This window comes from Photobacterium sp. HL06 (assembly GCF_059552575.1).
Genome location: NZ_CM183914.1, coordinates 1,721,250 through 1,747,389, shown reverse-complemented (window position 1 = coordinate 1,747,389; position 26,140 = coordinate 1,721,250). Strand labels below are relative to the sequence as shown.

Genomic DNA, 26,140 nt, shown 5'->3' with positions numbered 1-26,140 from the left:
TACATTTTTATAAACAACACTTTTTATTCATCCGCTTTCCATCGTCATCATTAACTTAGAACAGTGATAGAAGATTACAGCAAGGAGCATGTAATAGATGATAAAAACAATTCTGGTTGTTGGAGCCTCAGGCTATGTCGGAAGTCACCTGGTTCCCGAATTGGCAAACAGCGGATACCAGATCAAAGCCACCGGTCGAAACCTGGATTTGTTGCAAAAACGAGGTTGGGACGTTATTCCCAACATTGAACTGATTGAACTCGACTTAAATAAACACAACAACTTAGATGGACTACTTCAAGGTATCGATGCCGTTTTCTTTTTGGTTCACGGTATGAACCATGGTCATGATTTTATTGATATCGAATTAAATGCAGCCCGAAACTTCAGTCAGGCTCTCAAGCGTAGCGATGTTCAACGGGTTATCTACCTCGGTGCTCTTCAAGCTAAAAAGGGGAACTCCAAACACCTTACCGCCCGAAAGAAAACAGGTGAAATACTTCGCGAAAGCGGCATTCCCGTCACCGAGCTACGTGCCGGGATCATTGTCGGTCCAGGCTCAGCCGCTTTCGAAGTGATGCGGGACTTTGTCTACCACCTACCAGTTATTATCGCTCCGAAATGGGTGAAATCCAGTAACTCCCCTATCGCACTGCGTAATCTGCTTCATTACTTACTTGAGCTACTGCACTTTAGTCCTTCCCGGCACCAAATTATGGATGTTACCGGCCCGGAAGCCATCACATATGAAACTCAAATGCGTAAGCTGGGAGCTCATGCCGGTAAAAAAGTTCGCATATTACCCTTTCCTTTGTTAACCCCGTCAATAGCGGCCTACTGGCTAAAATTTATTACCTCTGTGCCAACCAACATTGCCCGTGCGCTCATTGGTGGCCTGCGTTTTGACCTTTCGGCCGACGGCAGCGCAATTCAATCGCTGATCCCGCAATATCTGCTCACTTATGACGAAGCCGTCGAAGAGTGCCTCGGCCATGAAAGCGAAGTCGTGCGCAATGAAATCTGGGGGTTTGACCCCGACGCCCTTGCCCGTTGGCAAACTGGCTATGGCTATTACCCTAAGCAGGCTGGCTACACACTGAAAACAGATGCAACTTGCGAGCAACTCTGGCACCAGGTACAGCTTGTAGGAGGCAAAGAAGGCTACTTCTTTGCTAATTACTTATGGCGAATCCGTGAATGGATGGATTTTGTCATTGGCGGGAATGCACTCACCCGTTACCGACGAGATCCCGAGAAACTTCAACTTGGCGACAAGGTTGATTCATGGAAAGTCATCAATCTCGTTCCCAACCGCTTTCTTTCCCTGCTGTTCGGAATGAAAGCCCCGGGGCTGGGACGGCTTGAATTTACCATCGAAGATAAAGGCGAATACCGCGAGATAGATATTCGTGCCTGGTGGCACCCTGCTGGCTTCTCCGGGCTACTCTATTGGTTTGCCATGATGCCTGCCCACCTGTTTATTTTCAAAGGAATGACGCACGCCCTCGTCAAGCGGTGTAAAGCCAAAGCTCAGGAAGGAAAGTCGATTACGCAGTAAGAGCGGGAAGCGGAGAAGAATATCGAGGAAAAAATGTATAACCACTTATTCCTCGATAATCGGATCTAACTGCTTATACCAATCTGGATAAGTCGTTGGCGGTTTTAACCATATAAAACGGCCAGATATTTATTTAGATTGGTATTACTCTATGCTGCAGTTGGTAGCTCAGGCAGGTGTGAGCCACCGTTTTGCGGGTAGATAATATACTCACCGTGATACTTCACTTTCGACTTGTAGTCGGTGACTTTGTACATTAGCAAACCAACTTTGTAGGCCGTATCAATGATGAACTGCGCATCACCACGGACATACAGTGAAATCGGCTTGATCACTTCACCCACTTCAGACACAGCCTCTTGGTATTGTTTCGAACAGACAACCAAGGAGGCCTGGCCGCCCGTTTGGTGTGTCACTTTACGGTTCACTTCATAGCCCGTCGTGACTAACCAATCAGCGTCTTCTAACAATTTGTACAACGATTGGATCTGCTCACTGGTGGTCGCCTTAGCGACATCTTCATCACGAGGGATGCCTGCAAACGTTTGGTGAATATGTTCAAACTGCTGCTTCAGCTGAGCATTTTTCCCCATGCTGCGCGCTTGCTGCTGCCAAGCCAGTAAGGTCTTGGCTGTGCAATGATCATAACGCTGTTGCTTGATCACTTTCGTTACCCAGGCACTTAGAAAGTGTGTTTCACTTACCGGGTTATGTGGTGTTTTACCTGATTGCAGGGACTCAGCCAGCTCCTGAAGCCCGTCAGAGACCAGTTTATAGATTTCTTGATAAAAAATTGCCATGTGGTTCCTTAAGCGTCTCGGGACATAAACCAATAAAATCCGGCAGATAATACTGCACATATCGCCATGGTCAATGCCATTGGCCAAACAGTGGCGTCTGGCATCATGGCGACCATACCGCCAACAACGGTTCCCGTCCCGAATCGCATCGTGCCAGCCAGTGATGACGCCGTACCCGCCATATGCGGATATTTAGCCAACAGGCAAGCCATTGTGTTACTACCAATAATTGAAATGGTACCGACAAAGAGCATGACAGGGATCACCACGCCCCACAAGCCAAGCTGGAATAACTGGCCACTAACCAAACCAATACCGGCGATAAGCTGAACAATCAGGCCAAAACGCAGCATCCAGTGCGAGCCCATCTTTTTCACCATCCGGCCATTGATGCTGGTCATCAAAATCAAGCAGACAACATTAAGGCCAAACAGCAAGCCAAAGTGTTCAGTACTGACGTGATAAAGATCAATGTAGACGAAGGCTCCCACCGTCAGGAAAGTAAACATCCCCGCAAAAGAGAAACCGCTACAAAAGATCAAACCGACAGCCGTAGGTGTGGTCAGCATTCGTGCATAGTTTCTCAACGTCGAACCAAGGTGGAAAGGCAAGCGCTTTTCCTTAGGGAGAGTTTCAGGGATTTTCCCAAGCACAGCCACAATGACAATAACGGCGAACAAAGCCAGTACCCAGAAAATGGAGCGCCAGCCAAACCAAATCGACAAATATCCGCCAATCATCGGCGCAGCAAGCGGGGCAATGGTCATGACTAAGGTTATAAACGACATGGTTCGGGCAAATTCTTCACGCTCAAACATATCCCTGACCAGCGCCTGAATAATGACCGCTGCAGAGGCACCAGCAAAACCCTGTGCAGCACGTACCCAAGTTAGCTCAACAATGCCTTGACTCACCGCACTGACACAAGCGGCGATCGCAAACAAAACCACACCAATAATGAGTATCGGTTTACGGCCGTAACTATCGGCCAGAGGGCCATGCAATAGCTGGCCAATGGCAAAACCTGCCGTATAGGCGGTTAAGGTTTTTTGCACTGCACTCGGCGAGACAGCCAAATCTCTTGCAATACTTGGCATAGCCGGAAGGTACATGTCTATAGCCAATGGGGTCAGCGCAGCAATAGCGCCCAAAATAAGAATCAATTGCAAGCTCAGCTTCTGACTGTCTTGTGTTGTCATAAATACTCAATGCTGGAGGTTCGAACAGGAAGCCGACTATTGTACGATGAATTTACTGATGTAACTCTTTCCTGTAGGGAAATTATCTGTTTCTTTTCGCTTAACCCTGCTAACAGACTCTGAAGACATAAAAAAAGGCGGATAAACCGCCCTTTCACTATTATCTTTTTCTGACGTCTTTTCTTACTTCAGAAAATAGGCTATTTCTTCGTCGGTCAACGGGCGGTATTCGCCTGGCTCAAGTTCTTCATCTAACTCGATATTACCTACTTGCTCTCGATGCAAGCCAACAACCTTGTTGCCTACCGCGGCGAACATCCGCTTAACCTGGTGATACTTACCTTCCGAAATGGTGATCACGGCTTCACGCTCACCGAGAATTTCAAGCTTCGCCGGACGTGTCAGATCTTTTTCACCGCGCAGTTGTACCCCTTCGGCAAAAGTCTGAATAGTCTCTTCCGGCAGCGGATCCGCCAGTTCAACGTAATACACTTTTTCGCAGTCATGGCGTGGTGAGGTAATACGGTGCGACCACTGGCCGTCATCGGTCAGCAGTACCAAGCCTGTTGTATCACCATCCAGGCGCCCCGCAACATGCAGTTTCTCAGGGCTCACCTCGTCAAGCAGTACAAACACGGTTGGGTTATAATCGTCAACATGAGAACAGACAAAACCCTCGGGCTTATTCAGCATAAAGTACCTTGGCCCGCTGAAGCTCAGAGAGCGGCCGTTAAACTCAACGTCGCAGTCATCTGTTACTTTCAATGAACCGTTCTTTACGATCTCGCCGTTCACTTCAATTTGTTTGTTTTTTAATAGCTTACCGGCTTCTTTACGGGTGATACCCAAAGTGGTACTTAAGAATTTATCAAGCCTCATTACTGGCTCCGCATGGTGCAAAACGCGTATCATACCAATTTTATGGATGCGGACATAGACACACCTGCCTAGCTGACTGCAATCTTTTTTGCGACTGAATTTCACAACTGAGAGAAAGATCCAGCTTTTCAACCAAACACAAACTAAGCTACAAAAAAATAGAACATTTCTGGTTTTTCGTGGTCTTTAATTATGAACATGTTACACATAGGTTACGTATAAACATACAGTATCATCAGAGCGGATTTGATGAAAAAAACCTAACAACAAAGGTCGTGCTATGAACATCTCACTTGTTGCGCCAAGTTTGTCATCAACTGACATGCTACTTAAACTCGTTGAGGAACTATTTGAATATGAAGTTCTCCCTCAAAAAATCGAACAAACGAGTAAGGCAGTCCACCAGCTGCTAAGTAACCCTGAACTAGGTCAAGCCTGGTTTATTGAAATTGAACAAGAAGGCGAAAAAATGATCGCCGGCCATATCATCATCAGCTATAGCTTCAGCCTTGAATATGGGGGCCGTATTGGGCTGATTGACCAATTCTATCTCAAGCCTGAATGGCGACAGCAAGGCATTGGTACCGAACTGATCCCTCAGATTGAGCAGCATGTAACTGAAGCAGGTGTGCATGCCCTGTCATTAGAAGTGAACATTGGCAACGCCGGAGCCAGAAGCTTCTATGAAAAACATGGCTTCGTCCCTCGCCGCCAGTTTTGTATGATGACAAAGGTGATCAAGCAAGAAGAAATGCCGCTCCACATCGCCTCGTAGTACCTTCTCTGTTGAAGTGCTGATCTCAACTCCAGAGAAGTGACACAAACAGGCTCACTTGACGGGTGGGCCGCTAAACCCCAGCGCCTTCAGCTATCGCCTTTCATTGCTGATTTCAGGTACACTCTTAGCCCCAATGTCAAACCGACTCATCTTTTGATGTCCATGAGTTAGTATTCTATGTATACCCTTCGCCCCTACCAGCAAGATAGCGTCAAAGCGACTATTCACTACTTCCGCAAACACAGTACGCCAGCAGTACTGGCTTTGCCGACCGGGGCAGGCAAGAGCCTGGTCGTCGCAGAGCTCGCACGCATTGCCAGAGGCCGGGTACTGGTGCTTACCCACGTTAAAGAGCTGGTTGAGCAAAACCACGGCAAGTACGAGAGCTATGGCCTCAAGGCTTCTATCTTCTCCGCAGGCTTAGGGCGAAAAGAAACAGACCGACAGGTTGTGTTTGCCTCGGTCCAATCGATGGTCAATAGCCTTGACCAATTTGCCAACGAGTTTTCTTTGCTGGTCATCGATGAATGCCACCGGGTGCCCGATGATGAAAACAGTGCTTACCGAAGGGTGATCAGCCACCTGCAGGCCATTAATCCAGGCATCAAGATCCTAGGCTTGACCGCCACCCCCTATCGCCTGGGGATGGGGTGGATCTACAAATACCACACCCGTGGCCAGGTGCGCACCGATCAGGATCGTTTCTTCCGTGACTGTATCTTTGAGTTGCCTATTCGCTATCTATTGGACGAAAACTTCCTTACCGAGCCCAAAGTCATGGACATGGCGGTAATGGGCTATGATTTTTCCAGCCTTAAGCCTTCTGCCAGCGGCAATTACCGTGAGGCCGATTTAGATAGCGTGCTCGAAAAATCATCTCGTGCAACCCCTATGATCATCGAGCAAGTGATTGAATACGCAGAAGATCGCCGCGGTGTCATGATTTTTGCCTCAACAGTGAATCATGCGCAAGAGATCTTGGGCTACCTGGCTAATGAAAATGCCGCCTTGGTGGTCGGCGACACGCCATTAGAAGAACGCGATCGGATTATCGAAGCCTTCAAGCGACAGGAAATCAAGTACCTGGTCAATGTCTCGGTACTCACCACCGGATTTGACGCCCCCCATGTTGATTTGATTGCCATTCTTCGTCCGACTGAGTCAATCAGCCTTTATCAGCAAATCGTCGGTCGTGGCCTGCGATTGTTTGAAGGTAAAAAAGATTGCCTGATCTTGGAATACGCAGGTAACTGCTACGATCTCTACCAGCCTGAAGTCGGTGAACCCAAACCAGACAGTGATAGCGAAGTCATCATGGTACCCTGCCCAGCCTGTGGGTTTAACAATAGCTTCTGGGGCAAACTCGACCCTGCCGGATTCCTCATCGAGCACTACGGCCGCCGCTGCCAGGGTTATTTTGAAGATGACGATGGCGAGCGAGAAGAATGTGGTTATCGCTTCAGGGCCAAATACTGCGAGGAATGCGGCGCCGACAATGATATCGCTGCCCGCCGATGCCATCTGTGCGATGCCGTTATGGTCGACCCTGACAAAAAGCTCCGGGACGCGCTAAAGCTTAAAGATGCGATGATCATGAAGTGCACCGATCTACGGCTGGAACCAGGCAAAAACAAATTCGGCAAACCACAGCTGAAAGTCATTTATTCCAGTGACGAAGAAGCTGAAATCAGCGAAGTATGGCCACTTGCGACCAAAACCCAAAAAGACAGCTTCTTGAAAAAATTTATCAACCCGCACCTAGTGGATCGCCACCGTCCGTTTACAGATACGGCACCGACAAAAGTCGCTAATAATGAACACCGCCTGCGGCCACCAGAGATCATCATTGCCCGAAAAAGCGGCCGTTTTTGGGCCATTCGTGACAAGCTATTCGATATTGACCAACACCAGAAGAGTTAACACTAAATCAACACCGCGCTAACCGTTCATTTTCCAGCCAATCCAATGAACATGGATACTTGAGATTGATATAGCTCCTATTTTAACAGGGTTATATCATGATCAACCTCTTATTTTCCCGCCCCCGCAGCAGCATTTTCAACCGACGATAAGGGAAAAGGTTTACCCTATCAGAAAGGAAAAGGAGAACGTAAGGATGCTGCGGATCCGGCATATTAATTTCATACTCATAACAATATTTTTTGTTAGCGCCGTTACGGGATCATATTTTGTCTGGCAGCATAGCTACCGTACCCTGCTCGCTGAGCAACGAGATCAACTAGAGCGCTTTGCCAGCCATATATATAACCGACTCGATAAATATGCCCATATTCCTCGGCTGATCGCCAAGGACAAAGCCCTTGTTGACGCATTGAAGGATCCTGCTAACCCCGCACAGATTGATATCACCAATCGACACCTCAAACAGGTTAATAACGTCATTCAGGCGTCTGATACATATTTGATTGATGCCAAAGGGCTCACCATTGCCGCCAGTAACTGGGACCAAAAGCTTTCTTTCATTGGCCGCAATTTTGCCTGGCGCCCCTATTTCAAACGCGCTATCGAAGGCAATAGTAGCCAGTACTTTGCCTTGGGCTCAACCTCAGGAAAACGGGGTTACTACTATTCCTACCCGATCAGCCACGGAGCTGAGATCCTCGGGGTTGTGGTGGTAAAAATGGATCTCACCGCCATAGAAGAAAACTGGAAAAGCAAGCGCAACTACTTTGTTGCTACCGATCAAAATCAGGTTATTTTCATGTCGAGCAAACCTGAGTGGCTGTTTAAAGGCCTAACGACATTAAGCCAGAAAACGAGGATGGACATCAAAAACAGCCGTCAGTATCTGGATCAAGATATTCGTTCTCTGAATCTGGTTGGTGATCTTGACCAACCAGCTGGCGAACTTAGCAATGCCCAACACAGCGGTATAACCAACGACTACATCGTAAGCTCACGGTCGATCGACAACCTTGCACTAAACATCCGTGTTCTGACGCCTAAAAGCCAGCTACTGTTGGATTGCCTTAATTTTCTGGGGATCCTCTGTTTGGTATTCGCCATCTTCTACCTTATTTCTATCCTGCTCTACCAGCGTCAGCTAAAGCGGCTTCAATTCGAGCAGCTGCAAGCGGCTGCTAACCAAAAACTGGAAATTCAGGTGATGGAACGTACTGCCGAGCTCCATGCCGAAATAGCCGAAAGGATCCGGACGGCTCAAGCGCTCAAGCAAACCCAAAATGAACTAATCCAAGCAGCCAAACTGGCGGTTCTGGGGCAGATCTCAGCCAGTATCAGTCATGAGCTCAATAACCCGCTCGCTGCTATTCGGAGCTATGCCGACAACGGCCGCCTCTTCCTTGCCAAAGGCAAAGTAGAGCGCACCGAAGAGAACCTCACCCGCATTGCGGCATTGACCGAGCGAATGGCACGGATCAGCGAGCAGCTTAAGTCCTTCGTTCGTAAAAGCGACCCCGATGAAAAAGTCAGTGCCAACCTGGCACCGATTATCCTTGCCAGCAAAGAGCTGGTTCAGCCCCAGCTAAAAAAACAACGGGTAAATCTCGAGCTGCAACTCGCCGATTCACCGATGATGGTAAAGGTCAATCCGCTTCAGCTTGAACAGGTCCTGATCAACCTGCTGACCAATGCCATTCAGGCGCTGGAAAATAACGCCGACAAGCATATTCACCTTTCGGTAGAGCAAGTACAGCAGGAATGGTGTATTCACATCGACGATAATGGCCCTGGGATAAATCAAGACAAACAACATTCCCTGTTCGAGCCTTTCTATACTACCAAGAAGAATGGACTCGGGCTTGGGCTATCTATTTCGCAACAAATTATAAAAAGCATGGATGGTGAGCTCAGTATCTCGACTTCACCAATGGGCGGGGCACGGTTTTCTGTCCGCCTTAGTAAACTACAAGGATAAAGTATGTGCGATGTCTTTTTTATTGATGATGAAGCTGATCTCAGGATGGCATTCGAGCAAAGCTTCGAGTTGGCCGACATCAGCGCCCGATTTTTTGAATCAGCCGAAGAAGCATTATTAGCGGTCAAACAAGATGGCTTGCCCCTAGTCGTTGTCAGTGATATCTGCCTACCAGGGATTTCTGGCCAAAGCCTGTGCAATACCATTCTTCACCAAGAGCCCGATATTCCGGTTATTCTTATTACCGGACACGGTGATGTCAGCATGGCGGTTCAGTCAATGCGTGACGGTGCGTATGACTTTATCGAAAAACCATTTTCAACCGAACGACTGATAGAAACCGTCAACCGAGCAATAGAAAAACGTAAACTGACCCTCGAAAACCAGCAGCTTAAACGCAGCCTGAAAGCCAGTCAGGCTCTCGGGCCGAGGATCATTGGCGATACTCCAAGCATCAATGACTTGCGAGACGCAATCAGCCAGGTCGCAGATACCAGTGCCGATATTTTGCTGTTTGGAGAAACCGGTACCGGTAAAGAACTTGTTGCCCGCTCGCTGCATGAACAAAGTGGCCGCCGTGAACACAACTTCGTTGCCGTCAACTGCGGTGCCGTGCCGGAAAACTTGCTTGAAAGCGAGCTGTACGGCCATGAAAAAGGTGCGTTTACCGGTGCCGACAGTAAGCGGATCGGTAAGTTCGAACACGCCCAAAACGGTACACTGTTCCTCGATGAGATCGAGTCCATGCCGATGCAGGCCCAGATAAAACTGCTCCGAGTATTGCAGGAACGAGTGATTGAGCGGATCGGTTCAAACACCCTTATCCCACTCGACATCCGGGTTATCGCTGCCACCAAGGTGGATTTGAAGCAAGCAGCCGAAGAAGGCTCTTTCCGACAGGACCTGTATTATCGACTCAACATCGTCACCCTTGATCTGCCACCACTACGTGAGCGAAAAGAAGATATTCCGGCCCTGTTCCATCACTTTTTACTGGTTGCAGCCGCTCGCTATGGAAAAGCGGCTACCGCCCTGCCAGCGCAAGATCTGCAACAGCTGATGAGCCACAATTGGCCAGGCAATATTCGTGAGCTGCGTAATACTGCCGAACGTTTTGTCTTGCTTGGGAAACTGGCACAGCTGGGTGATACCCCACCCACGAAGGATGACAACCGCAGCCTTACCGATCAGGTTCTCGAGTTTGAAAAGGCTGTTATCGAAAAAGCGTTGATCGAGTGTGGCGGCAGCATCAAAGGCACCATGGAAGCCCTCAATGTGGCGAGGAAAACCCTGTACGACAAAATGCAGCGCTACAACCTCGATAAAGACGACTACAAAATCGACTAAAAAAAGCCCGGCAGCTTTTCAGGCTGCCGGGCTTTTCTCATGCTACAAGCATAACCGCTACTTGGTGATAATTTCCGGTCCCATCAGGGTTGTTGGTAACCAGGTCGATACCCATGGCACATAGGTAACGATGATCAAGAACAGGAACATCACCCCTACCCATGGCAACGCCGCCTTGACGACATTCATCATCGACATATTGGCAACCCCGGCAGTGACAAACAAGTTGAGCCCTACCGGCGGGGTTATCATCCCTATTTCCATATTCACCACCATCATAATCCCAAGGTGGATCGGGTCGATTCCAAGAGCGATAGCAATTGGGAAAACCAACGGCGCGACAATAATCAGTAGACCCGATGGTTCCATAAACTGGCCGCCAATCAGCAACAGCACGTTAACCACTATCAAGAAGGTGATCGGCCCGAGCCCGGCAGACAACATCGATTCAGTGATCATCTGCGGGATCCGCTCTTCAGTAAGAACATGCTTTAGAATCAATGCATTGGCAATGATAAACAGCAACATAATGGTCAGCTTACCAGCGTCGTACAAGGTATTTTTCGTATCCTTGTGCACGAAAGTCTGAAACACTTTTACAACCGCAGGTTTGGTGTTGCCTTTCTCAGCAAAGGGACCCATATCCTTGTAGACAAAGTTGGCGATAAAGAACGCGTATACAGCCGCCACTGCCGCCGCTTCGGTAGGCGTGAAGATGCCACCATAAATACCGCCCAGAATAATTACGATCAACAACAGCCCCCAGCTTGAGTCCTTGGCCGCATCAATCGCTTCTTTCCAACCAACAAACGGCTGTTTTGGCAGTTTCTTGATCCGGGCAGCGATGTAGATGGCAATCATCAACATCACCCCGGCAAGCAAACCCGGGATCACCCCACCAAGGAACATCCGCCCGACCGAGACATCGGTTGCGGCCGCATACACAACCATAACGATCGACGGTGGGATCAAAATTCCCAATGTCCCGGCATTACAGATAACTCCAGAGGCAAATTCTTTCGAGTAACCGTTTTTGACCATACCGGCAATCACAATACTACCGATAGCAACAACAGTCGCCGGCGAGGAGCCGGACAGCGCCGCAAACATCATACAGGCAACGACTGAGGCCATAGCCAAGCCACCGCGGAACCAGCCCACCATTGCTATCGCAAATCGGATAATCCGCTTAGCAACCCCCCCCGTCGACATGAAGCTCGATGCCAGAATAAAGAAAGGGATCGCCAACAAGGTATAGTGTCCGGCAAAGGCGTTAAACAGGGTTTGGGCCACTGATGCCAAGGAGGCATCTGAGTGCATCAGCAAAAATAGTATGCTCGATAAACCCAAAGAAATCGCAATCGGCACACCTACCAGCATAAAACCGATCACCATCAGAAATAGAAACAAGATTTCCATGGCCTAGTGCTCCTTGCTATTTGATTGGTCTGGACTATCGTCGTGTGCTTTCAGTGCTTCCAAACCTTCCTCGGCTTCATGGCCAGCAATGAGGCGATCTAGCTTGCCCGTGGCTATTTGGGCAGCAATTTGGCTAAATCGAAACACCAGTAGCGCCATGCCGATCGGTAAGGCAGCATAGGGAATAAAGCGGGGTAGTTTTTCGTAACGCTCCCCTTCATTAAGCCAATCAGCCAAAAACTGTAGCATTTCCGGCATCGGGATATCATCGGTTTCATACCACGCCCGATCGGTAGCAAACGGATACCAGTAATTCCATGAGCCAATCAGCAACAGAACAGAAAATGCCAAGCAGCAGGTCACTGAAATCAAAGCCAGTGTTTTGCGCCAGCGCTCAGAAACCATATTGATGATGACATCAACACCAATATGAAAATGTTTTTTTACACCATACGATGCGCCGACCAAAACCATCCACGCAAACATAAATACCGTCAGTTCCAACGCCCATAAAATGTTGTCGTTTAAGACATAACGAAACACTACGTTGGCAAAGGTTAACAAGGTCATGGCGCCGAGGAAAAACGCAATCAAGGTCTCTTCAAGCACATCGGTAATGCTTCCAACCTTGGATAAAAAGGACTGTTCCATACAATACTTCACTTATCGTTATCACCAGATTGAGACTGGAGCCCTTTATCACAAAGGGCTCCGTTCAACGCTTACAGATTGGACGCTTTCGCTGCCTCAATCAGATCAGAGCCGACATCTTTCTCAAACTTACCCCATACAGGCTGAAGTACATTGACCCATGCCTGACGCTGAGCCGGGGTCAGCTGTCGGACATCTGAACCAGCCTCGATAATATTTTGCTTGTTAGCCAAATCAACTTTGGTTGATTCCGAGTTACGCTGTGTGGTCACTTCCTCAAGAATGGTTGCTAGCTGGTCGCGCACATCATCAGGCAGCTTCTTCCAGAAATCATTTGAGGTAACCACTAGGTAATCCAGCACACCGTGGTTGGTTTCGGTAATACCGTCCTGCACCTCGAAGAACTTCTTGCCATAAATGTTCGACCAGGTATTCTCCTGGCCATCGATAACCTTGGTCTGCAGGCCGCCATACACTTCTTTGAATGACATCTTCTGTGGATTAGCGCCAAGCTGCTCAAATTGTGCCACCAAGACATCGGAAGCCTGAACGCGGAATTTCAACCCACTGGCATCTTCTGGTGATAACAGCGGCTTATTAGCCGACATCTGTTTCATGCCATTGTGCCAGAACGCCAGCCCCTGGAGGCCTCGTCGGCGCATAGAGTTTTTCAGCTTGTCACCTGCTTCCGAGTTCTGGAAACGGTCGACAGCATCGATATCATTAAACAAGAAAGGAAGATCAAAAATGCGGTATTTCTTGGTGAATTTTTCAAACTTCGATAGCGAAGGTGCCGCCATTTGAACATCACCGTTTAAAAGGGCTTCCAGTACCTTGTTATCATCGTACAGGGTCGAGTTCGGGAACACCTGCATACACACTTTGCCGTTCATCTCTTCGTTAACACGCTTTTCCAGCAACGATGCCGCAATCCCTTTCGGGTGCTTGTCGGTATTAGTTACATGGCTGAACTTAATCACAGTCTCGCCGGGATCACAGTCAGCAGCGGCATTGAAGCTCATTAGAGCAAGTGCGGAAACAGATAATAGGGTAAGTGGCTTTAACATTATTACTCTCCTTGATTATGTAACAGCCCCGTCTCTGGAGACTGCATAACCACTTATCAGCAATATACAGGCCAAGCTATCACAAATAAATAACAACCCATTAACCACAAGGGCTGGCGAGAAATATTCACACACTTTATCGAGCACTCAAAATGTTCACGTTAGTCACTATGGGTGGGAAATGACACATGACAAAATCCATTTGGGTCATTTGTCACCACATGACAAAGCGTGTCAGTTAGCCAGCGCCTCTGCCTAATATACTTACACTGGTATATTGTTAACCCCCCTGGCAGGTATGTTGCTGTTAGTGATCACCGCTCATAAAACAACAAAAACCGCATCATGATGCGGTTTTTGTCTGCTTGGCTACTTACAACAATCGATCAGAAGGTGTAATCCAGGGTGATACCCCAGTTACGGCCAGGCTGCGTGCGGCTATCCACACCTTGGGTTGATGCTGTGACACCTTCAAGATCCTGGTACTGCCAGTATTTCTCGTCAAACGCATTGAACAGGCCGGCACGTAGCGTCAGTTCATTCACCGGACGGTAGTAAGCTGTCAGATCAACCACTGTATAGCTTGGCGCTTCAACATTAGCCTCGCTCCCATCTTCTGCTACTTCCCAGTCATTGGTAGATTTAGATGCCACCAAGGTGACATTCAGTGCACTACCCCACTGTTCGCTAGGCGCGTCGTAACCTAAACCCACGACGGTCGTAAACGGCGCAATTGTATTAAGTGTCTCGCCGGAGTTCTTGTCCTCACCATCGAGGTATGCCAAAGACAAGCGAGCGTATGAACCCATCGGTGCACCCAATGCCTCATCTAGCCACAGACTCCCCTTGAACTCGGCACCATAGATCTCAGCCGCGTCGATATTCTCATTGGTTGTAACATCTAAACCGCCTTCCTCGGTTGTCGTACTCTTAATGAAGTTTTTGTAGTCGTTATAGAACGCCGACAATTCAAGGGCACCCACACCGCTGCTCGCACGCAAGCCAATTTCATAAGACTGACTTTCTTCAGGCTTTAGGTTCGGGTTAGAGACGATCTTGTAGCCGTGAGCAGCATTGTCTTTGTCGTAGTAGAGCTCATGAATCGTTGGTGCACGGAAACCTTCACTGTACTGGACATAGGTGCTGAAGTTGTTATTCCAGTGATAAACCGCCCCCAGGCGCGATGTTAATGCATCGCTGTTATGCTCAAGTAAGCCTGAAGCACTCTCTGGTGTTGCTTTATAATCGTCGTAGCGAAGACCAGCAGTCACAACCAGTTTATCTTGCATGAAGAACATCTGATCCTGTGCGAAAACTGCACGTTTATCAGAATCAGACTTTGGCACTTCGGTCGGCCCCGGTGTAGTCGTACCATCGTCTAGAAAGTGATCGGTATAATCGAGCTCGAAAGAGCTGTCTGATGTAGAGACACCATACGTCAAGTCATGGCGGCTAGTTGCCAGCTGGATCTCTTTTTGTAGCTGGGCATCAAATTGGATACTCTCATCTGTGCCCGCCCTCGCCCGGTTACGGTTACCATAACGTCCGGTACGATCATAACTATCATGCTCAGTCTCGCTGCGGCTCCAGTTCAGTTTCCAGTCTAAAGTGTCAAAAATAGCATTGTCCGCTAACCACTCGTGCTCAACTCCCAGCCTTACACGCTCATCTTTATCGTCCGCACGAACATTGGTATAAACAAAACCAGGCATAAAGCCACCATCGTAGCCTTCACGAGATAATATTTGGCCATCAGCACTTCGGGTATAGTATTCACCCGTCAGGCCTACCCGGTTTTCATCATTGACCTGATAGAAAATTTTACCGAGAACATTATGTGAAGCGATATTAAACGGATCGGCCGCACCACGATCCGGGCCATCAATATCGGCACCATCGCCGTGAGCTTCTGTCTCATGGCCGTCACGATAGGTATAAATAAGCAACGATTCTAGGTCACCAGTGCGATTAGCTACCTCAATCGTTGCTTTATATTCCTCGCTTGCACTTGCGTAACCCGTTTTAAGGCCGACATGCGTATCATTTCCCGATCCCAGAAGATCCTCCGGGTTCTTGGTACGCAATAGCACAGTTCCACCTAAAGCATCACTACCGTACAGGCTTGATGACGGGCCTTTGTTAACTTCAATCGCTGTTAATGTATCGACTTCAAAGGTATTTGAGTTCTTACGCATAACATCAGCGCCAGGATTATATGAAGATGGCTGCTCAACACCATCAACCATCACTTTTACCCGGCTGCCACTCATGCCGCGTATAGTAAAATCCTCCATCCCAAAGCGACCACGGCCATTCACTGTGACACCTGGCTCGTACTTCAATGCCTGCTTAACATCAGAGGCAAGGTTCTGCTCTATATCTTCAGATGTCACTTTAGAGATACTCGCAGGCACATTTTTAATGCTTTGCTCTGAGCGGGTACCCGAAACAACAACTTCATCAAAAATTGAGATTTCTTCCTGGGCATGTAGTGATGATGACAGAGCCAGTACAACCGAGCTGGCAATGAAAGTGAGCTTGTAATTCATATTCCCTGCTTAAAATTAGTTTTATCAATTGGACAACGGCAAGGATTATTACAAACAATAATGATAATTACTATCATTATCAGCATGATTTAGATCAATTTTTTTGATTTTACAGAATGCTTAACGGCAAAAATTTGCTCGCATCTTCAACCAGCAAATTCATCATGGATTATGCTGCCACTTCATGACAACCACTTGAATGGACATAACAAGCAACACTTGCACAGATTTCGAACGAAACGGATTAGGAATGCGTTAAGTGCTGCTAATATAGATATTAAAACAAGTATTTGCTGATTTTACCTTGCTGGATATTCATTCCAATGTTAGTATCCGCGCTCGATTTAGGACATTGAGTAAGGTCGCATTACTCCTACGTCCGACTTAGTTAACTTAAAGAGTATTTAAGATGAAATTTGAAGCAGTAGTACGTACAGATCTAGGTAAAGGTGCGAGCCGCCGCCTACGTCACGCAGAGCAGTTCCCAGCAATCATTTACGGTGGCGAAGCAGCTCCGATTGCAATCGCTCTTAAGCACAGCGATGTTATCAACCAAATGGATAAGCCTGAGTTCTACGAAGTTATCACTCTAGTGATCGACGGTGTTGAAGTTCAAGTTAAGCCTCAAGACATCCAGCGTCACGCGTACAAGCCAAAAGTTGAGCACATGGACTTCAAACGCATCTAATTGCGGGTTCATACTCTTCAAAAAAGCGCCTTCGAGGCGCTTTTTTTTATCTGCTATTTAATCACATTCATTCATCAAACAACGATTGCTGCGAGCTAACTTCTTGCTCAGGCAGCGGCGGCTCCTGGTTAGCCTTATTTCTTCGCATCACCCTCAAATAGCGCTGACGACATAAACGTAGGCTATTTCGCTGTTGATCGGCAGTCATTTTTTGCCAGTTAAAACGTTCTTCCCGGCTTCGTAGGCAACCTTTGCAGTAACCACGCTCATTAACCTGGCACACCCCAATACATGGGCTAGGAATTGAGAAAAAATCGAGTTGCTCCATCCTACCCTCCCCACATTCAATACCTCAATTGATAATAAGCAGAACAAATCACAACGTCCACTTTTGGTACTCATAGTGAGAGCACAGGCCAATCGCACGTTGTTATTTCACTGCGTTTTAACTTCTACATAGAGTAAAGCACTACAGGAAAACAAAATATAGGATGTTATATGAAGCATCAAAATGCTTGAATATTCAACTAAGTTGCAAAGCTATCTCCAATTCTGGTACTGTTTTCAAGGTTATCAGGACTGATAGCTTGAATATTTATTAACGTAGCCCGGACTTTATATTCTTAACTACGTTTACCAGGAGGGAACCATGGATTTTTTTGTACCATCGACGTCTAGCCCAGCACAGGCCGAATCTGTTTTTTCATCAATTGCCAACCATGTATCAGCCCCTGCTCAAACGCAGCGCGTCTTCAAACTTGAATGGCAACATGAAGGAGAAGCCTGCAGCTGCGAAATCGGCAAGCCTCTACCAGCAGTCTTTCGTACCGATGAAACTATACTAGCGATCTACGATTGCGGTGATGTTTATAAAGTCTGTACTCCTAACCGCGGTGCGATTAAGTTTGATCCTATTCATGCTGTTAAGACCGCAGTTGTAAGCGTCGAATACTTCAACTGATCTAATCTGATCATGCAAGATCATAAAAACGCGCTCCTCAGCGCGTTTATTACGGCTTTCTCTGTGAAGTGTTGCAGCCCTGCCGAACTAAAACAGCCCCATCTGGGGCGCGGTGATCTCATCAAAATGTTTACCGATAAACGGTAAGATCCCGTCGGCAACCGGTTTTAATTGTTTCTCGAGGTAATGGTTATAGTCGATCGGGCTCTGCCTAAACTCATTGGGTTCAGCACCCGAGGTGGTAAATAGGTACTCAATCACCCCTTTGTTTTGGTATTGCAAAGGGCGGCCAAGTTTAGCATTCATCTCATCAGCCATACGGGCTGCTCGTACCTGTGGTGGGATGTTCTTCTGGTACTCGTTAAGATTCCTTCGAAGACGCTTTCGATACACCAACTGATGATCATGATCCCCTGCTAGCGTTTTGCTCACGTAATCCCTGATGTATTCATCCGGATCTTGGTCATGGAACACCATATCGTACAGTGTTTGTTGGAACTCTTGCGCTAATGGTGTCCAATCAGTCCGTACCGTCTCTAATCCTTTGAATACCATCTTCTCATTGCCAGCATCAACCACCAGCCCCGCGTAACGTTTCTTGGAGCCCGTATCAGAGCCCCTAATGGTCGGCATTAAAAACTTCTGATAGTGCGTTTCGTATTCAAGCTCTAAATAACAATCAAGGTTATAGTCATCTCTTAGGCGTCTTTGCCACTCAGCGTTAATACGGTTAACCAGGTGATCGCCCACCGTATCGGCTTCATCCTGAGTGTGGCTCTTACCTAAAGACACAAACACGGAGTCAGTATCGCCATAGATAACTTCATACCCCTGCTCTTCGATCATTTCTTTGGTGCAAGAAAGTATTTCGTGTCCACGCATCGTGATCGACGATGCCAAGCGGTGATCAAAGAAGCGACAGCCAGACGATCCTAATACACCATAGAAAGAGTTCATAATGATCTTGATCGCCTGGGAGAACGCTTTCTCACCATCTCGTTTGGCCTGATCACGCGCTGACCATAGATCTTCGATCATCTTTGGCAAAAAATGTTTTTCTCTATGGAAACGCCCGCCTCGAAAGCCGGCAATGGCCTGATCATCCTCTTTGCCCTCTTCTAACTGAAGACCTTCCACCAGCCCCATCGGGTCAATCCGAAATGAGCGAATAATCGATGGGTAAAGCGACTTGAAATCCAACACCAATACCGAATTATATAAGCCGGGTCTTGAGTCCATCACATAACCGCCAGGACTGGCAATCCAGTTCTCGCTATCTAGGCTAGGCGCCACATAGCCAGTCCTATGAAGCTGAGGAAGGTATAAATTGGTAAAAGCTGCTACCGAGCCACCAATTCGATCCAGCTCGACACCGGTTAAACGGCTACGCTGAACAGCAAAGTCCAACAAATGCGTATACTCAAAGATACGTGTGACCAGTTTGCAGTCCTGCAGGTTATAACGCGCAAGAGAAACCTTATCGTGACGAAACATTTGATTAATTTCATCCATCCGGTCATGGACATTATGGATCTGCTTGCCTTCTCCCAATAACTCTTGCGAGACCGACTCTAGCGACCAAGAACGAAAGTTATAGGTGGCCGTTTTCAACGTATCAATACCATCGAGTACGACCCGGCCCGGTATAGTAATGAAGCCTTGATTGGGGTTCTGCGTCGATTGCCGCCAATGCGGAGTCTGTTTCCCCCGTCCTATTCGCAAACTGAGCGTGTTCCACTCAGCCCGCTTGAGCAACAGGCGAAAATCAAAATCGATCACATTCCAGCCAATCACAATATCGGGATCAAACTGAATAAACCAAGACTCCAAGGCCAGCAGCAGGTCTTTTTCTGAGGCAACCCACTGAATCCAGCTTTCTGCTGGCGCCTCTGCTTTCGGCTCTCCGACCATAATGACACGGCTATCCATGTCACTATGCAAACCTACTGAATATAAAACCCCTTTTTCAGAACATTCTATATCTAGCGAAACGACTGAAAGCTGGGGAATATAATCCGCTGCCTTTGCTTTTACCTGCTGGAATTCCACATAGCCCGCTTTTTGTTGACTATTTCCGGTAAAGGCTATGCCACCGCGAATGAAGCGCTCCATTAAATAACGATCCGCCAACCGAATGTCAGCTTCAAAAGCTTCGATACCTTCACCACGCAGTAAAGTGGTCAGCTGCAAACTGTCGCGTACTGTTTGGCTATAACAGGCATACATTGGCTTGTGCTGAAAGCTTTTCAAAGGCAACGAGCGCCAGGTCACGGAGACATTAGCAGCACGAAGGATACTTTCAGCATGTGGGTAGTCATCATTGACAATAAAACAGACCGGCTTGTCCCCTTGAACAATCAAGCGACATGGCCCCTGAGCTGTTTTAACCCATAATACGATCTCTGTTTGACCGCGTAAGTCTCGGCTTTGCCTTGTCAGCACAAAGCCCGTTGATTGAGTTTGCAAAAATACCTCAAGCACAACATAAAATATTCAGAAGTAACATAGAGGTTACCTCAATAAAGATTAACCAATCTTACGATCAATTTTATCAAACTCTGACACTATCCATCCGCCAAACGAGTCAATCATAAACAATGCTGCTTTCTTAGGCACCTGGGTACGGCTTGCTAAAATAAACAAACGCTCAATTTCCAACTCTTTTTCTGGGTAATATTTAAGGAAAGCCTCAGCGCATTGCTCTATCGACAGCGCCAGAGCCTGCTCTCGGTGCATCACCAAAGAGAAGCAGCTCCAGAGCATCTTCTTAGCGATATGTTCACAATAGTCCAAGTAATTCTGAATCACTTTTGTTGCCATGATTTTCTGTCGGTAGTCGTTCAGTTCGTCCTTAATATCACCGTTAAGTGATTTGGCAATATCCCAACTCGCCTCGAAACTGCCAAAACGGGTTGACAGATCATCCCCGTATAAGCAGATACAACAGTGCTTAAGCCAAAATCCCCAGGTAAAAATAGATGCAACTGATAACACCTCATCGATATTCCCGACTTTTAAATCCACAACCGGTACAACTGGATAATGGGAAGGTATCCGCCAGCGTATTGTACTCAAAACCGATTGTTCTGATGCAGTAAGGGGCCGCTTCACAATAACGGTCAGGTTTAAATCTGACTTTCCTGCCTTGGCTTCCCGACGGGCAACGCTGCCGTAAGCATAGATACTATGCAGGGTATCGCCTAAACCAGCTTTCAACTGTTTCACGGCCCCCAGCAAGACAGGTAAATATTCATGTTGAAAAGGCGTTTCGCCATCAAGTACCGGTAGAGCTCTCGCCACACATTCTTCCTTCAACGGATTTGTCATACACTATCATTCAGTTACAGGTCTCCCTGTCAGGCGTATTCTACCAAATCATTACTTTACTGATCGAACATTCTCAGCAGAATACTAACAGCCATACCATTCGCCAGATCTACACAATTACCAATTTATTCTTACGATGGGTATAATACAGCCTCACTTAATACCAGAGATTTATGTAGTTCATGGATACATCAAACCTGATTTCTTACGACGACGTTATTGATGCGGCTTACGATATTTTTCTTGAAATGGCTGCTGACAGCCTAGAGCCTGCAGACGTTATTCTGTTTACCGCACAATTTGAAGATCGCGGCGCGGCTGAGATAGTCGAAACCAAAGACGACTGGGCTGGTCATGTAGGTTTTGATGTCGACAAAGAAGTTTTTGCTGAGGTACGCATCGGCCTTGTGAATGAAGACAACGATGAGCTAGACGATGTATTTGCACGCATGCTTGTAAGCCGAGATCCAGAGAACAAGTTCTGTCACATTCTTTGGAAACGCGATTAAACCGCAGAAAAACACCTGTTAACGAAAAGGCGGAGCAAATGCTCCGCCTTTTCTTTTACCTACAATAAACACGCTCTGGTAATTATTACGCCAACACGGGTGTATCTTGCTGCAGGCTACGCCGTACCCATAGCAAGCTAATAACCACCAGCACTGCCATCACTGTCATTACAGCGCCAAGGCTGTACTGATCTTCAGCACGCATTAGTGATGCCGCCAATGTCGCCAAACCAGCCCCTAGATTCTGAAGGCCTCCCAGAACAGCCCCCGCCGTACCGGCATGATGCGGAAAGGGTTGAATTGCTGCCGTTGTTGCTGCGGGAAATAGAATGCCTGCACCAATAAAGTAAATAAAGGCACCGCCAATTAATGAGCTCACGGTGACGAGCCCAGCCATACCTGGAATAAGGATCGCCAGTGCACCCGCAATGATCGCCAGCATCCCCAAATACATTACACGGGCATTACCAAGCTGCTTAACTAACATTGATGATAACCAGGATCCCGCCAGATAGCCCGGCAATGGTAATACGAACAACCAGCTGACTGTTTTCGGATCTAGGTTGAGCACACTCCCCAATAGTACCCCCGCTGCCGCCTCAAATACGGCAATACCGGCAAAAGTAGCGATCAAGCAAAGTACATAACCCTGAAATCGACGGTTGCTCAGTACATAACGGTAACTCACCCAAACTCGCTCCGAGCGGCGATTCTCAACAGGCAATGTCTCCGTAAACATAAACATCATGGCTAAGGTAACAATCGCGCCGAAAACCAATAAGAAGATATAGCTGGCGGTCCAGTCAAACGTTGCCGACAAATAACCACCCAGCACCGGGGCAATGAGTGGTGAGAAAATCACCCCCATGCTCACAAGACTATTCGCGCGATGCAAATCAGCACCATCATAGCAATCGCGAGTAACAGTCCGGCACATCGCGCCACCACAACCTGTACCTAAGCCCTGAACAAAGCTGGCAAGCAAAAACAACTCGAACGACGGAGCCACTAAAGCCCCAAGCGTGCCAATAAGGAAGATGACCATACCAATAATGATCACCGGACGGCGACCAATTCGGTCTGATAACGGGCCATAGATAAACTGAGAGAGGCCATATGGAATAAGGTACGCCGCCATAACGGCTTGCAGATAAGAAGACTTAACGGCAAAGAACTCCGACATTGCAGGGATCGATGGCACATACATTGTTTGTGTCATCTGACCAGCTGCAGCCAGAATGATTATTAAAAATAACAGTTTTGCCATGTTAGCAGAAGAAGATTGCTGAATCACAACCTGTACCCTCATCACAGAATAAAATAAAGAAAATTTGTTGTACCTTGAAAAAAACCGCCTAGGATCAGGATAAAACACCGAATCTAAGTGACTGATAAAAAATAACTCTTAGTGAGTATGAAACTCAGATTCAAGCTCGGTTTTAGGTGCGATGATAGTAATCGGGAAACCATTATCAGGCAAGGGTTTAGCGTGCTACTAAGCACGAGACTTTATTATGATTTGGATTAGCAAAACTAATGGATTTTAGTTTAATATGATTTACTGCGCTTATATCAATAATGAGTATGAAGCTACGCTATCGTAGAGGCTGGGGTCGATAACCTGGACTCGATAACATCAATACAGAGCCGGACCAGTAACGGCAAGGAGCTATTGAAGGCATGCATAGCGTAAACAGACGTTGGAGCTAGGTAGCTACCCGGGATCGCTTCTTTCAGGGATCCGGCATGTTCTCGCTGGCTAAAAATAAATTCAGGGACAATACCTAGACCCGCCCCGGCTTCTATTAGTGCCAGCGATGTTGGCAGTGAATCTGCAAATCGGGTTGGGTGCAACATTAACGTCACCGGCTCTGCCTGTGATTGATGATGGAGGTGATGCACCACATATTTACCTTGCCAGACATTTGCCACATAGTCGCAGGCTGACAGCTTTTCCGATAAGTCATCAGAATAATCGAGTAGCTCGCCAAACTGACTGATATATTCCGGTGAACCGCACAAGACATCCCTAAACTGGCCAATACGGCGCTGACGATAACTGCTCGAAGACGATTCACCAACACGGACGGCAAAATCAATACCATGCTCGATAATGTCAATCCGCCCGTCATCAGCCACTAAATGAGGGATAATCGCAGGGTAGACAGAAACCAGCTCACCGATAGCCGGGGCAACAATACTTCCCATCAATGCGTGCGGTGCAGTAATCGTTACCGAACCTGTTGGCGTCAGTTGGCTTTCCCTCGCCCCTTCCCATGCCTCCTGTGCAAGCTGATTCATCTGCTGACACTTCTCATAGAACGCCGCTCCGGCAGGTGTTAGGGTCTGCCTGCGAGTCGTTCTTTTCAGCAGCATGATACCTAGCTCCTGCTCCAGCACTTTCAGGTGCTGGCTGATCACCGATTTTGACAGGCTCAGCTCCTCTGCAGCAGCACTTATCGAGCCACGCTCGACAACTTTGGCAAATACAGCCATATGGCGTAGGTAATTCATAGTATTGTTCAGTTTTATTAAACAGTATTTACATATTACTCTGTTTTTCTCAGCTAATATCTTTTTTATGCTTATCTCATCCAACAAAAACCGAGACAACGTGGGGAAAACAGGATGACAACTCAAGTACCAAACACCTTCAAACATGGCATTGAACTATGGAAAAAATCGTTTAATCAACAGGATGCAAGTGGATGCGCCGCCCAGTACTCGCCCAATGCCGTCATGCATGCCCGCCCATTTGGGACATTTACCGGCACTGAAGAAATACGCGCGTTCTGGCAAAACATCATCGATTCAGGCTATCGAGACGTTGAATATCAAAACACCAGCTGGGAGCAAAAAGATAGAAGCTGTTTTATTCTGCGCTCTGAATGGACGATGAATAAAGGCTTTGGCGTCGTTCATGAAGAGCACTGGGTACTGCAGGCAGATGGGACTGCGAAGTTAGAATATGATGACTTTGAAGTGCTGGGTGAGCGGTAGGTAACGTGCCTCGATTTCTTCGCGTCAATGTCGATGTCGATGTCGATGTCGATGTCGATAAAAAATACTACACCAATAAATGAAAACCCCGTTCAAACGGGGTTTTTATCTATCTAGTCAAAATTAAACCGATGCTTACCGCGGCTTGCTTTTGTCCTCAGGTAACTTTCGTTACCGTCTTTAACATGCGCCTTGGTGCCGACAACTTCAGAGATAGTAATACCTAGCGACTCTAGCTCATTAATCTTCTTAGGGTTGTTGGTGATCAAGCGGATCTCCGTAACCCCCAATGCTTTCAGCATCAACGCCGCTTCAGTAAAGTCACGCAGATCATCACCAAAACCTAGGTGGTTATTGGCTTCATAGGTGTTCATACCCTGGCTCTGCAATTCATAAGCATCGATTTTATTGTACAAACCGATGCCCCGGCCTTCCTGGCGTAAGTAAAGCAATACACCACCCTGCTCACCCATTTTTGAAAGCGTCTCGTCAAGCTGCTCACCACAGTCACAACGTGAAGAATGGAATACATCGCCAGTCAAGCATTCGGAATGCATTCGGACCAATGGGGGTACAGATTGTTTATCAGCATCTTGAAAAATCAGGGCAACATGCTCTTTACCTGACTCAAGTCCGTTAAAAGAAAGCAGATCTGCTGCTATGTCACTGTTCAAGCCGACTTTAAAAGGCACTCGCGCCCTTACATTAACCATGTTGTTCCTAAGTACTTCTGAATTGCCGTTATGGGAATACGAGAACCAGCGAACGATTCACCTGACGCTAAATCGTGGTAGGTTTTGGCACTGCAGCCGCAACCCCATAAAAGCAGATAACCTTACTAAATACTCAATTGCCATAATACTCTGATCTTAAAGTACTTGTATGGAATTTGAGCACTCCTCTTTATTGCTTAGATGATATCTAAAATTATTACACTAAAACAGCATTACAGCACTTCTTGTTGCGATAGCGACCAGGTTGTTACTTTTAGTATGGCCGTTACCAACAATATAAATTGTTATAATATAACATTTATCGCCACATCTCATTATGCATTAGATTTCAAAGATTGAAAAAGCAATTATTTCAGGCCATAACGAGATTCAAGCTTAGAATGAAGAAAAGTACATGCCGAGAGAAGTGTAAAACAAATCACCGCCCCCATAATGATGGCCATACGTTGCCAGTCATCCCCCATTATCATTCTGGTCATCAGCATCTGATAGGTTATCTGCATCCATGTGAGTGCTGCAGCAATCAAACTAAGCTGCATAGCTCTGGCGATCAGAGGCCGCTTCACCCCTAATATCACAGGAAAAACGATCAATACTACGAAAAAAAGCACATTCCCCATGCGTAAAAAGTGGGCACCTAGTAACCAGAAACTCAGCACCACAGGGAGCAGCAAGCCCAGCTGTTTGTAGGATCCTGTTTCTTTATTCATTTTTACCCCCAACCTTAAAGTTGCAATATATATACAACTTTAAGATCCAAAAAGCCAGTTACCGGT

Annotated in this window: 23 protein-coding genes; 9 read left to right on the top strand and 14 right to left on the bottom strand. The window is 47.2% G+C overall.

The window, feature by feature from the left end:
* Positions 1 to 97 precede the first annotated feature (97 nt).
* On the top strand, positions 98 to 1,558 hold the full coding sequence (locus tag AC51G0_RS08290; protein WP_496301578.1) for a DUF2867 domain-containing protein: 1,461 nt from the start codon (positions 98 to 100) through the stop codon (positions 1,556 to 1,558).
* Between the two features lie 149 nt (positions 1,559 to 1,707).
* Here the strand turns inward: AC51G0_RS08290 and AC51G0_RS08285 are convergent, their stop codons facing one another.
* The 3 genes from AC51G0_RS08285 to rsuA form a co-directional block, all read right to left on the bottom strand.
* Positions 1,708 to 2,358: a DUF2913 family protein gene (locus AC51G0_RS08285; RefSeq protein WP_496301577.1), complete on the bottom strand. Its 651-nt coding sequence runs from the start codon at positions 2,356 to 2,358 to the stop codon at positions 1,708 to 1,710.
* An 8-nt stretch (positions 2,359 to 2,366) separates the two neighbouring features.
* Complete coding sequence (locus AC51G0_RS08280; protein WP_496301576.1) at positions 2,367 to 3,557, bottom strand: Bcr/CflA family multidrug efflux MFS transporter; 1,191 nt, start codon at positions 3,555 to 3,557, stop codon at positions 2,367 to 2,369.
* A gap of 183 nt (positions 3,558 to 3,740) precedes the next feature.
* Positions 3,741 to 4,436, bottom strand: a complete 696-nt coding sequence (gene rsuA / locus AC51G0_RS08275; RefSeq protein WP_496301575.1) for a 16S rRNA pseudouridine(516) synthase RsuA — start codon at positions 4,434 to 4,436, stop codon at positions 3,741 to 3,743.
* Positions 4,437 to 4,716: 280 nt separating this feature from the next.
* Between rsuA and AC51G0_RS08270 the strand changes: the two genes are divergently transcribed.
* The 4 genes from AC51G0_RS08270 (at position 4,717) to AC51G0_RS08255 (ending at position 10,459) form a co-directional block, all read left to right on the top strand.
* Positions 4,717 to 5,211 (top strand): GNAT family N-acetyltransferase, encoded by a 495-nt coding sequence (locus AC51G0_RS08270; RefSeq protein WP_496301574.1) that lies wholly within the window; start codon positions 4,717 to 4,719, stop codon positions 5,209 to 5,211.
* Positions 5,212 to 5,391: 180 nt separating this feature from the next.
* The gene (radD, locus tag AC51G0_RS08265; RefSeq protein ID WP_496301573.1) at positions 5,392 to 7,134 is read left to right on the top strand and encodes a DNA repair helicase RadD; all 1,743 of its coding nucleotides are present in this window, start codon (positions 5,392 to 5,394) and stop codon (positions 7,132 to 7,134) included.
* 196 nt (positions 7,135 to 7,330) lie between these two features.
* A complete protein-coding gene (locus AC51G0_RS08260) occupies positions 7,331 to 9,112 on the top strand; it encodes a sensor histidine kinase (protein WP_496301572.1) in 1,782 nt (593 codons plus the stop codon).
* A 3-nt stretch (positions 9,113 to 9,115) separates the two neighbouring features.
* On the top strand, positions 9,116 to 10,459 hold the full coding sequence (locus AC51G0_RS08255; RefSeq protein ID WP_496301571.1) for a sigma-54-dependent transcriptional regulator: 1,344 nt from the start codon (positions 9,116 to 9,118) through the stop codon (positions 10,457 to 10,459).
* A 57-nt stretch (positions 10,460 to 10,516) separates the two neighbouring features.
* On the opposite strand, the gene AC51G0_RS08250 is transcribed toward AC51G0_RS08255, so the two are convergent.
* From AC51G0_RS08250 to AC51G0_RS08235, 4 genes are all read right to left on the bottom strand, one after another.
* Positions 10,517 to 11,878, bottom strand: coding sequence for a TRAP transporter large permease (locus tag AC51G0_RS08250; protein WP_496301570.1), 1,362 nt, complete (start codon positions 11,876 to 11,878; stop codon positions 10,517 to 10,519).
* Between the two features lie 3 nt (positions 11,879 to 11,881).
* Positions 11,882 to 12,529, bottom strand: a complete 648-nt coding sequence (locus tag AC51G0_RS08245) for a TRAP transporter small permease (protein ID WP_496301569.1) — start codon at positions 12,527 to 12,529, stop codon at positions 11,882 to 11,884.
* Between the two features lie 71 nt (positions 12,530 to 12,600).
* Entirely contained in the window at positions 12,601 to 13,596 is a 996-nt protein-coding gene (locus AC51G0_RS08240) for a TRAP transporter substrate-binding protein (protein WP_496301568.1), read from the bottom strand.
* 386 nt (positions 13,597 to 13,982) lie between these two features.
* Complete coding sequence (locus tag AC51G0_RS08235; RefSeq protein WP_496301567.1) at positions 13,983 to 16,145, bottom strand: TonB-dependent hemoglobin/transferrin/lactoferrin family receptor; 2,163 nt, start codon at positions 16,143 to 16,145, stop codon at positions 13,983 to 13,985.
* Positions 16,146 to 16,554: 409 nt separating this feature from the next.
* On the opposite strand from AC51G0_RS08235, the gene rplY reads away from it, so the two are divergent.
* Positions 16,555 to 16,833: a 50S ribosomal protein L25 gene (gene rplY / locus AC51G0_RS08230; protein ID WP_496301566.1), complete on the top strand. Its 279-nt coding sequence runs from the start codon at positions 16,555 to 16,557 to the stop codon at positions 16,831 to 16,833.
* A 67-nt stretch (positions 16,834 to 16,900) separates the two neighbouring features.
* Here rplY and AC51G0_RS08225 read toward each other — a convergent pair whose 3' ends face one another.
* The gene (locus AC51G0_RS08225; protein WP_496301565.1) at positions 16,901 to 17,161 is read right to left on the bottom strand and encodes a DUF1289 domain-containing protein; all 261 of its coding nucleotides are present in this window, start codon (positions 17,159 to 17,161) and stop codon (positions 16,901 to 16,903) included.
* Between the two features lie 321 nt (positions 17,162 to 17,482).
* Here AC51G0_RS08225 and AC51G0_RS08220 point away from each other — a divergent pair, with 321 nt between their 5' ends.
* The gene (locus tag AC51G0_RS08220) at positions 17,483 to 17,794 is read left to right on the top strand and encodes a hypothetical protein (protein ID WP_496301564.1); all 312 of its coding nucleotides are present in this window, start codon (positions 17,483 to 17,485) and stop codon (positions 17,792 to 17,794) included.
* An 87-nt stretch (positions 17,795 to 17,881) separates the two neighbouring features.
* Here AC51G0_RS08220 and AC51G0_RS08215 read toward each other — a convergent pair whose 3' ends face one another.
* Complete coding sequence (locus tag AC51G0_RS08215; RefSeq protein ID WP_496301563.1) at positions 17,882 to 20,260, bottom strand: DNA polymerase II; 2,379 nt, start codon at positions 20,258 to 20,260, stop codon at positions 17,882 to 17,884.
* A gap of 60 nt (positions 20,261 to 20,320) precedes the next feature.
* Complete coding sequence (locus AC51G0_RS08210) at positions 20,321 to 21,094, bottom strand: nucleotidyltransferase domain-containing protein (protein WP_496301562.1); 774 nt, start codon at positions 21,092 to 21,094, stop codon at positions 20,321 to 20,323.
* Between the two features lie 209 nt (positions 21,095 to 21,303).
* On the opposite strand from AC51G0_RS08210, the gene AC51G0_RS08205 reads away from it, so the two are divergent.
* The gene (locus AC51G0_RS08205) at positions 21,304 to 21,630 is read left to right on the top strand and encodes an HI1450 family dsDNA-mimic protein (protein ID WP_496301561.1); all 327 of its coding nucleotides are present in this window, start codon (positions 21,304 to 21,306) and stop codon (positions 21,628 to 21,630) included.
* An 85-nt stretch (positions 21,631 to 21,715) separates the two neighbouring features.
* Here AC51G0_RS08205 and emrD read toward each other — a convergent pair whose 3' ends face one another.
* Together emrD and AC51G0_RS08195 are read right to left on the bottom strand one after the other, a co-directional pair.
* The gene (gene emrD / locus AC51G0_RS08200) at positions 21,716 to 22,924 is read right to left on the bottom strand and encodes a multidrug efflux MFS transporter EmrD (protein ID WP_496301560.1); all 1,209 of its coding nucleotides are present in this window, start codon (positions 22,922 to 22,924) and stop codon (positions 21,716 to 21,718) included.
* 296 nt (positions 22,925 to 23,220) lie between these two features.
* A complete protein-coding gene (locus tag AC51G0_RS08195) occupies positions 23,221 to 24,144 on the bottom strand; it encodes a LysR family transcriptional regulator (protein ID WP_496301559.1) in 924 nt (307 codons plus the stop codon).
* Between the two features lie 114 nt (positions 24,145 to 24,258).
* Between AC51G0_RS08195 and AC51G0_RS08190 the strand changes: the two genes are divergently transcribed.
* Positions 24,259 to 24,630: a nuclear transport factor 2 family protein gene (locus AC51G0_RS08190; protein WP_496301558.1), complete on the top strand. Its 372-nt coding sequence runs from the start codon at positions 24,259 to 24,261 to the stop codon at positions 24,628 to 24,630.
* A 113-nt stretch (positions 24,631 to 24,743) separates the two neighbouring features.
* On the opposite strand, the gene AC51G0_RS08185 is transcribed toward AC51G0_RS08190, so the two are convergent.
* Both AC51G0_RS08185 and AC51G0_RS08180 read right to left on the bottom strand, forming a co-directional pair.
* Positions 24,744 to 25,343, bottom strand: coding sequence for a GTP cyclohydrolase II (locus AC51G0_RS08185; RefSeq protein ID WP_496301557.1), 600 nt, complete (start codon positions 25,341 to 25,343; stop codon positions 24,744 to 24,746).
* A 368-nt stretch (positions 25,344 to 25,711) separates the two neighbouring features.
* A complete protein-coding gene (locus AC51G0_RS08180; RefSeq protein ID WP_496301556.1) occupies positions 25,712 to 26,074 on the bottom strand; it encodes a hypothetical protein in 363 nt (120 codons plus the stop codon).
* Positions 26,075 to 26,140 lie beyond the last annotated feature (66 nt).

Excerpts from the sequence above, each read along its gene's own strand:
- AC51G0_RS08290 (WP_496301578.1), top strand. The coding sequence starts at position 98 with ATGATAAAAACAATTCTGGTTGTTGGAGCCTCAGGCTATGTCGGAAGT.
- AC51G0_RS08285 (WP_496301577.1), bottom strand. The coding sequence starts at position 2,358 with ATGGCAATTTTTTATCAAGAAATCTATAAACTGGTCTCTGACGGGCTT.
- AC51G0_RS08280 (WP_496301576.1), bottom strand. The coding sequence starts at position 3,557 with ATGACAACACAAGACAGTCAGAAGCTGAGCTTGCAATTGATTCTTATT.
- rsuA (WP_496301575.1), bottom strand. The coding sequence starts at position 4,436 with ATGAGGCTTGATAAATTCTTAAGTACCACTTTGGGTATCACCCGTAAA.
- AC51G0_RS08270 (WP_496301574.1), top strand. The coding sequence starts at position 4,717 with ATGAACATCTCACTTGTTGCGCCAAGTTTGTCATCAACTGACATGCTA.
- radD (WP_496301573.1), top strand. The coding sequence starts at position 5,392 with ATGTATACCCTTCGCCCCTACCAGCAAGATAGCGTCAAAGCGACTATT.
- AC51G0_RS08260 (WP_496301572.1), top strand. The coding sequence starts at position 7,331 with ATGCTGCGGATCCGGCATATTAATTTCATACTCATAACAATATTTTTT.
- AC51G0_RS08255 (WP_496301571.1), top strand. The coding sequence starts at position 9,116 with ATGTGCGATGTCTTTTTTATTGATGATGAAGCTGATCTCAGGATGGCA.
- AC51G0_RS08250 (WP_496301570.1), bottom strand. The coding sequence starts at position 11,878 with ATGGAAATCTTGTTTCTATTTCTGATGGTGATCGGTTTTATGCTGGTA.
- AC51G0_RS08245 (WP_496301569.1), bottom strand. The coding sequence starts at position 12,529 with ATGGAACAGTCCTTTTTATCCAAGGTTGGAAGCATTACCGATGTGCTT.
- AC51G0_RS08240 (WP_496301568.1), bottom strand. The coding sequence starts at position 13,596 with ATGTTAAAGCCACTTACCCTATTATCTGTTTCCGCACTTGCTCTAATG.
- AC51G0_RS08235 (WP_496301567.1), bottom strand. The coding sequence starts at position 16,145 with ATGAATTACAAGCTCACTTTCATTGCCAGCTCGGTTGTACTGGCTCTG.
- rplY (WP_496301566.1), top strand. The coding sequence starts at position 16,555 with ATGAAATTTGAAGCAGTAGTACGTACAGATCTAGGTAAAGGTGCGAGC.
- AC51G0_RS08225 (WP_496301565.1), bottom strand. The coding sequence starts at position 17,161 with ATGGAGCAACTCGATTTTTTCTCAATTCCTAGCCCATGTATTGGGGTG.
- AC51G0_RS08220 (WP_496301564.1), top strand. The coding sequence starts at position 17,483 with ATGGATTTTTTTGTACCATCGACGTCTAGCCCAGCACAGGCCGAATCT.
- AC51G0_RS08205 (WP_496301561.1), top strand. The coding sequence starts at position 21,304 with ATGGATACATCAAACCTGATTTCTTACGACGACGTTATTGATGCGGCT.
- AC51G0_RS08195 (WP_496301559.1), bottom strand. The coding sequence starts at position 24,144 with ATGAATTACCTACGCCATATGGCTGTATTTGCCAAAGTTGTCGAGCGT.
- AC51G0_RS08190 (WP_496301558.1), top strand. The coding sequence starts at position 24,259 with ATGACAACTCAAGTACCAAACACCTTCAAACATGGCATTGAACTATGG.
- AC51G0_RS08185 (WP_496301557.1), bottom strand. The coding sequence starts at position 25,343 with ATGGTTAATGTAAGGGCGCGAGTGCCTTTTAAAGTCGGCTTGAACAGT.
- AC51G0_RS08180 (WP_496301556.1), bottom strand. The coding sequence starts at position 26,074 with ATGAATAAAGAAACAGGATCCTACAAACAGCTGGGCTTGCTGCTCCCT.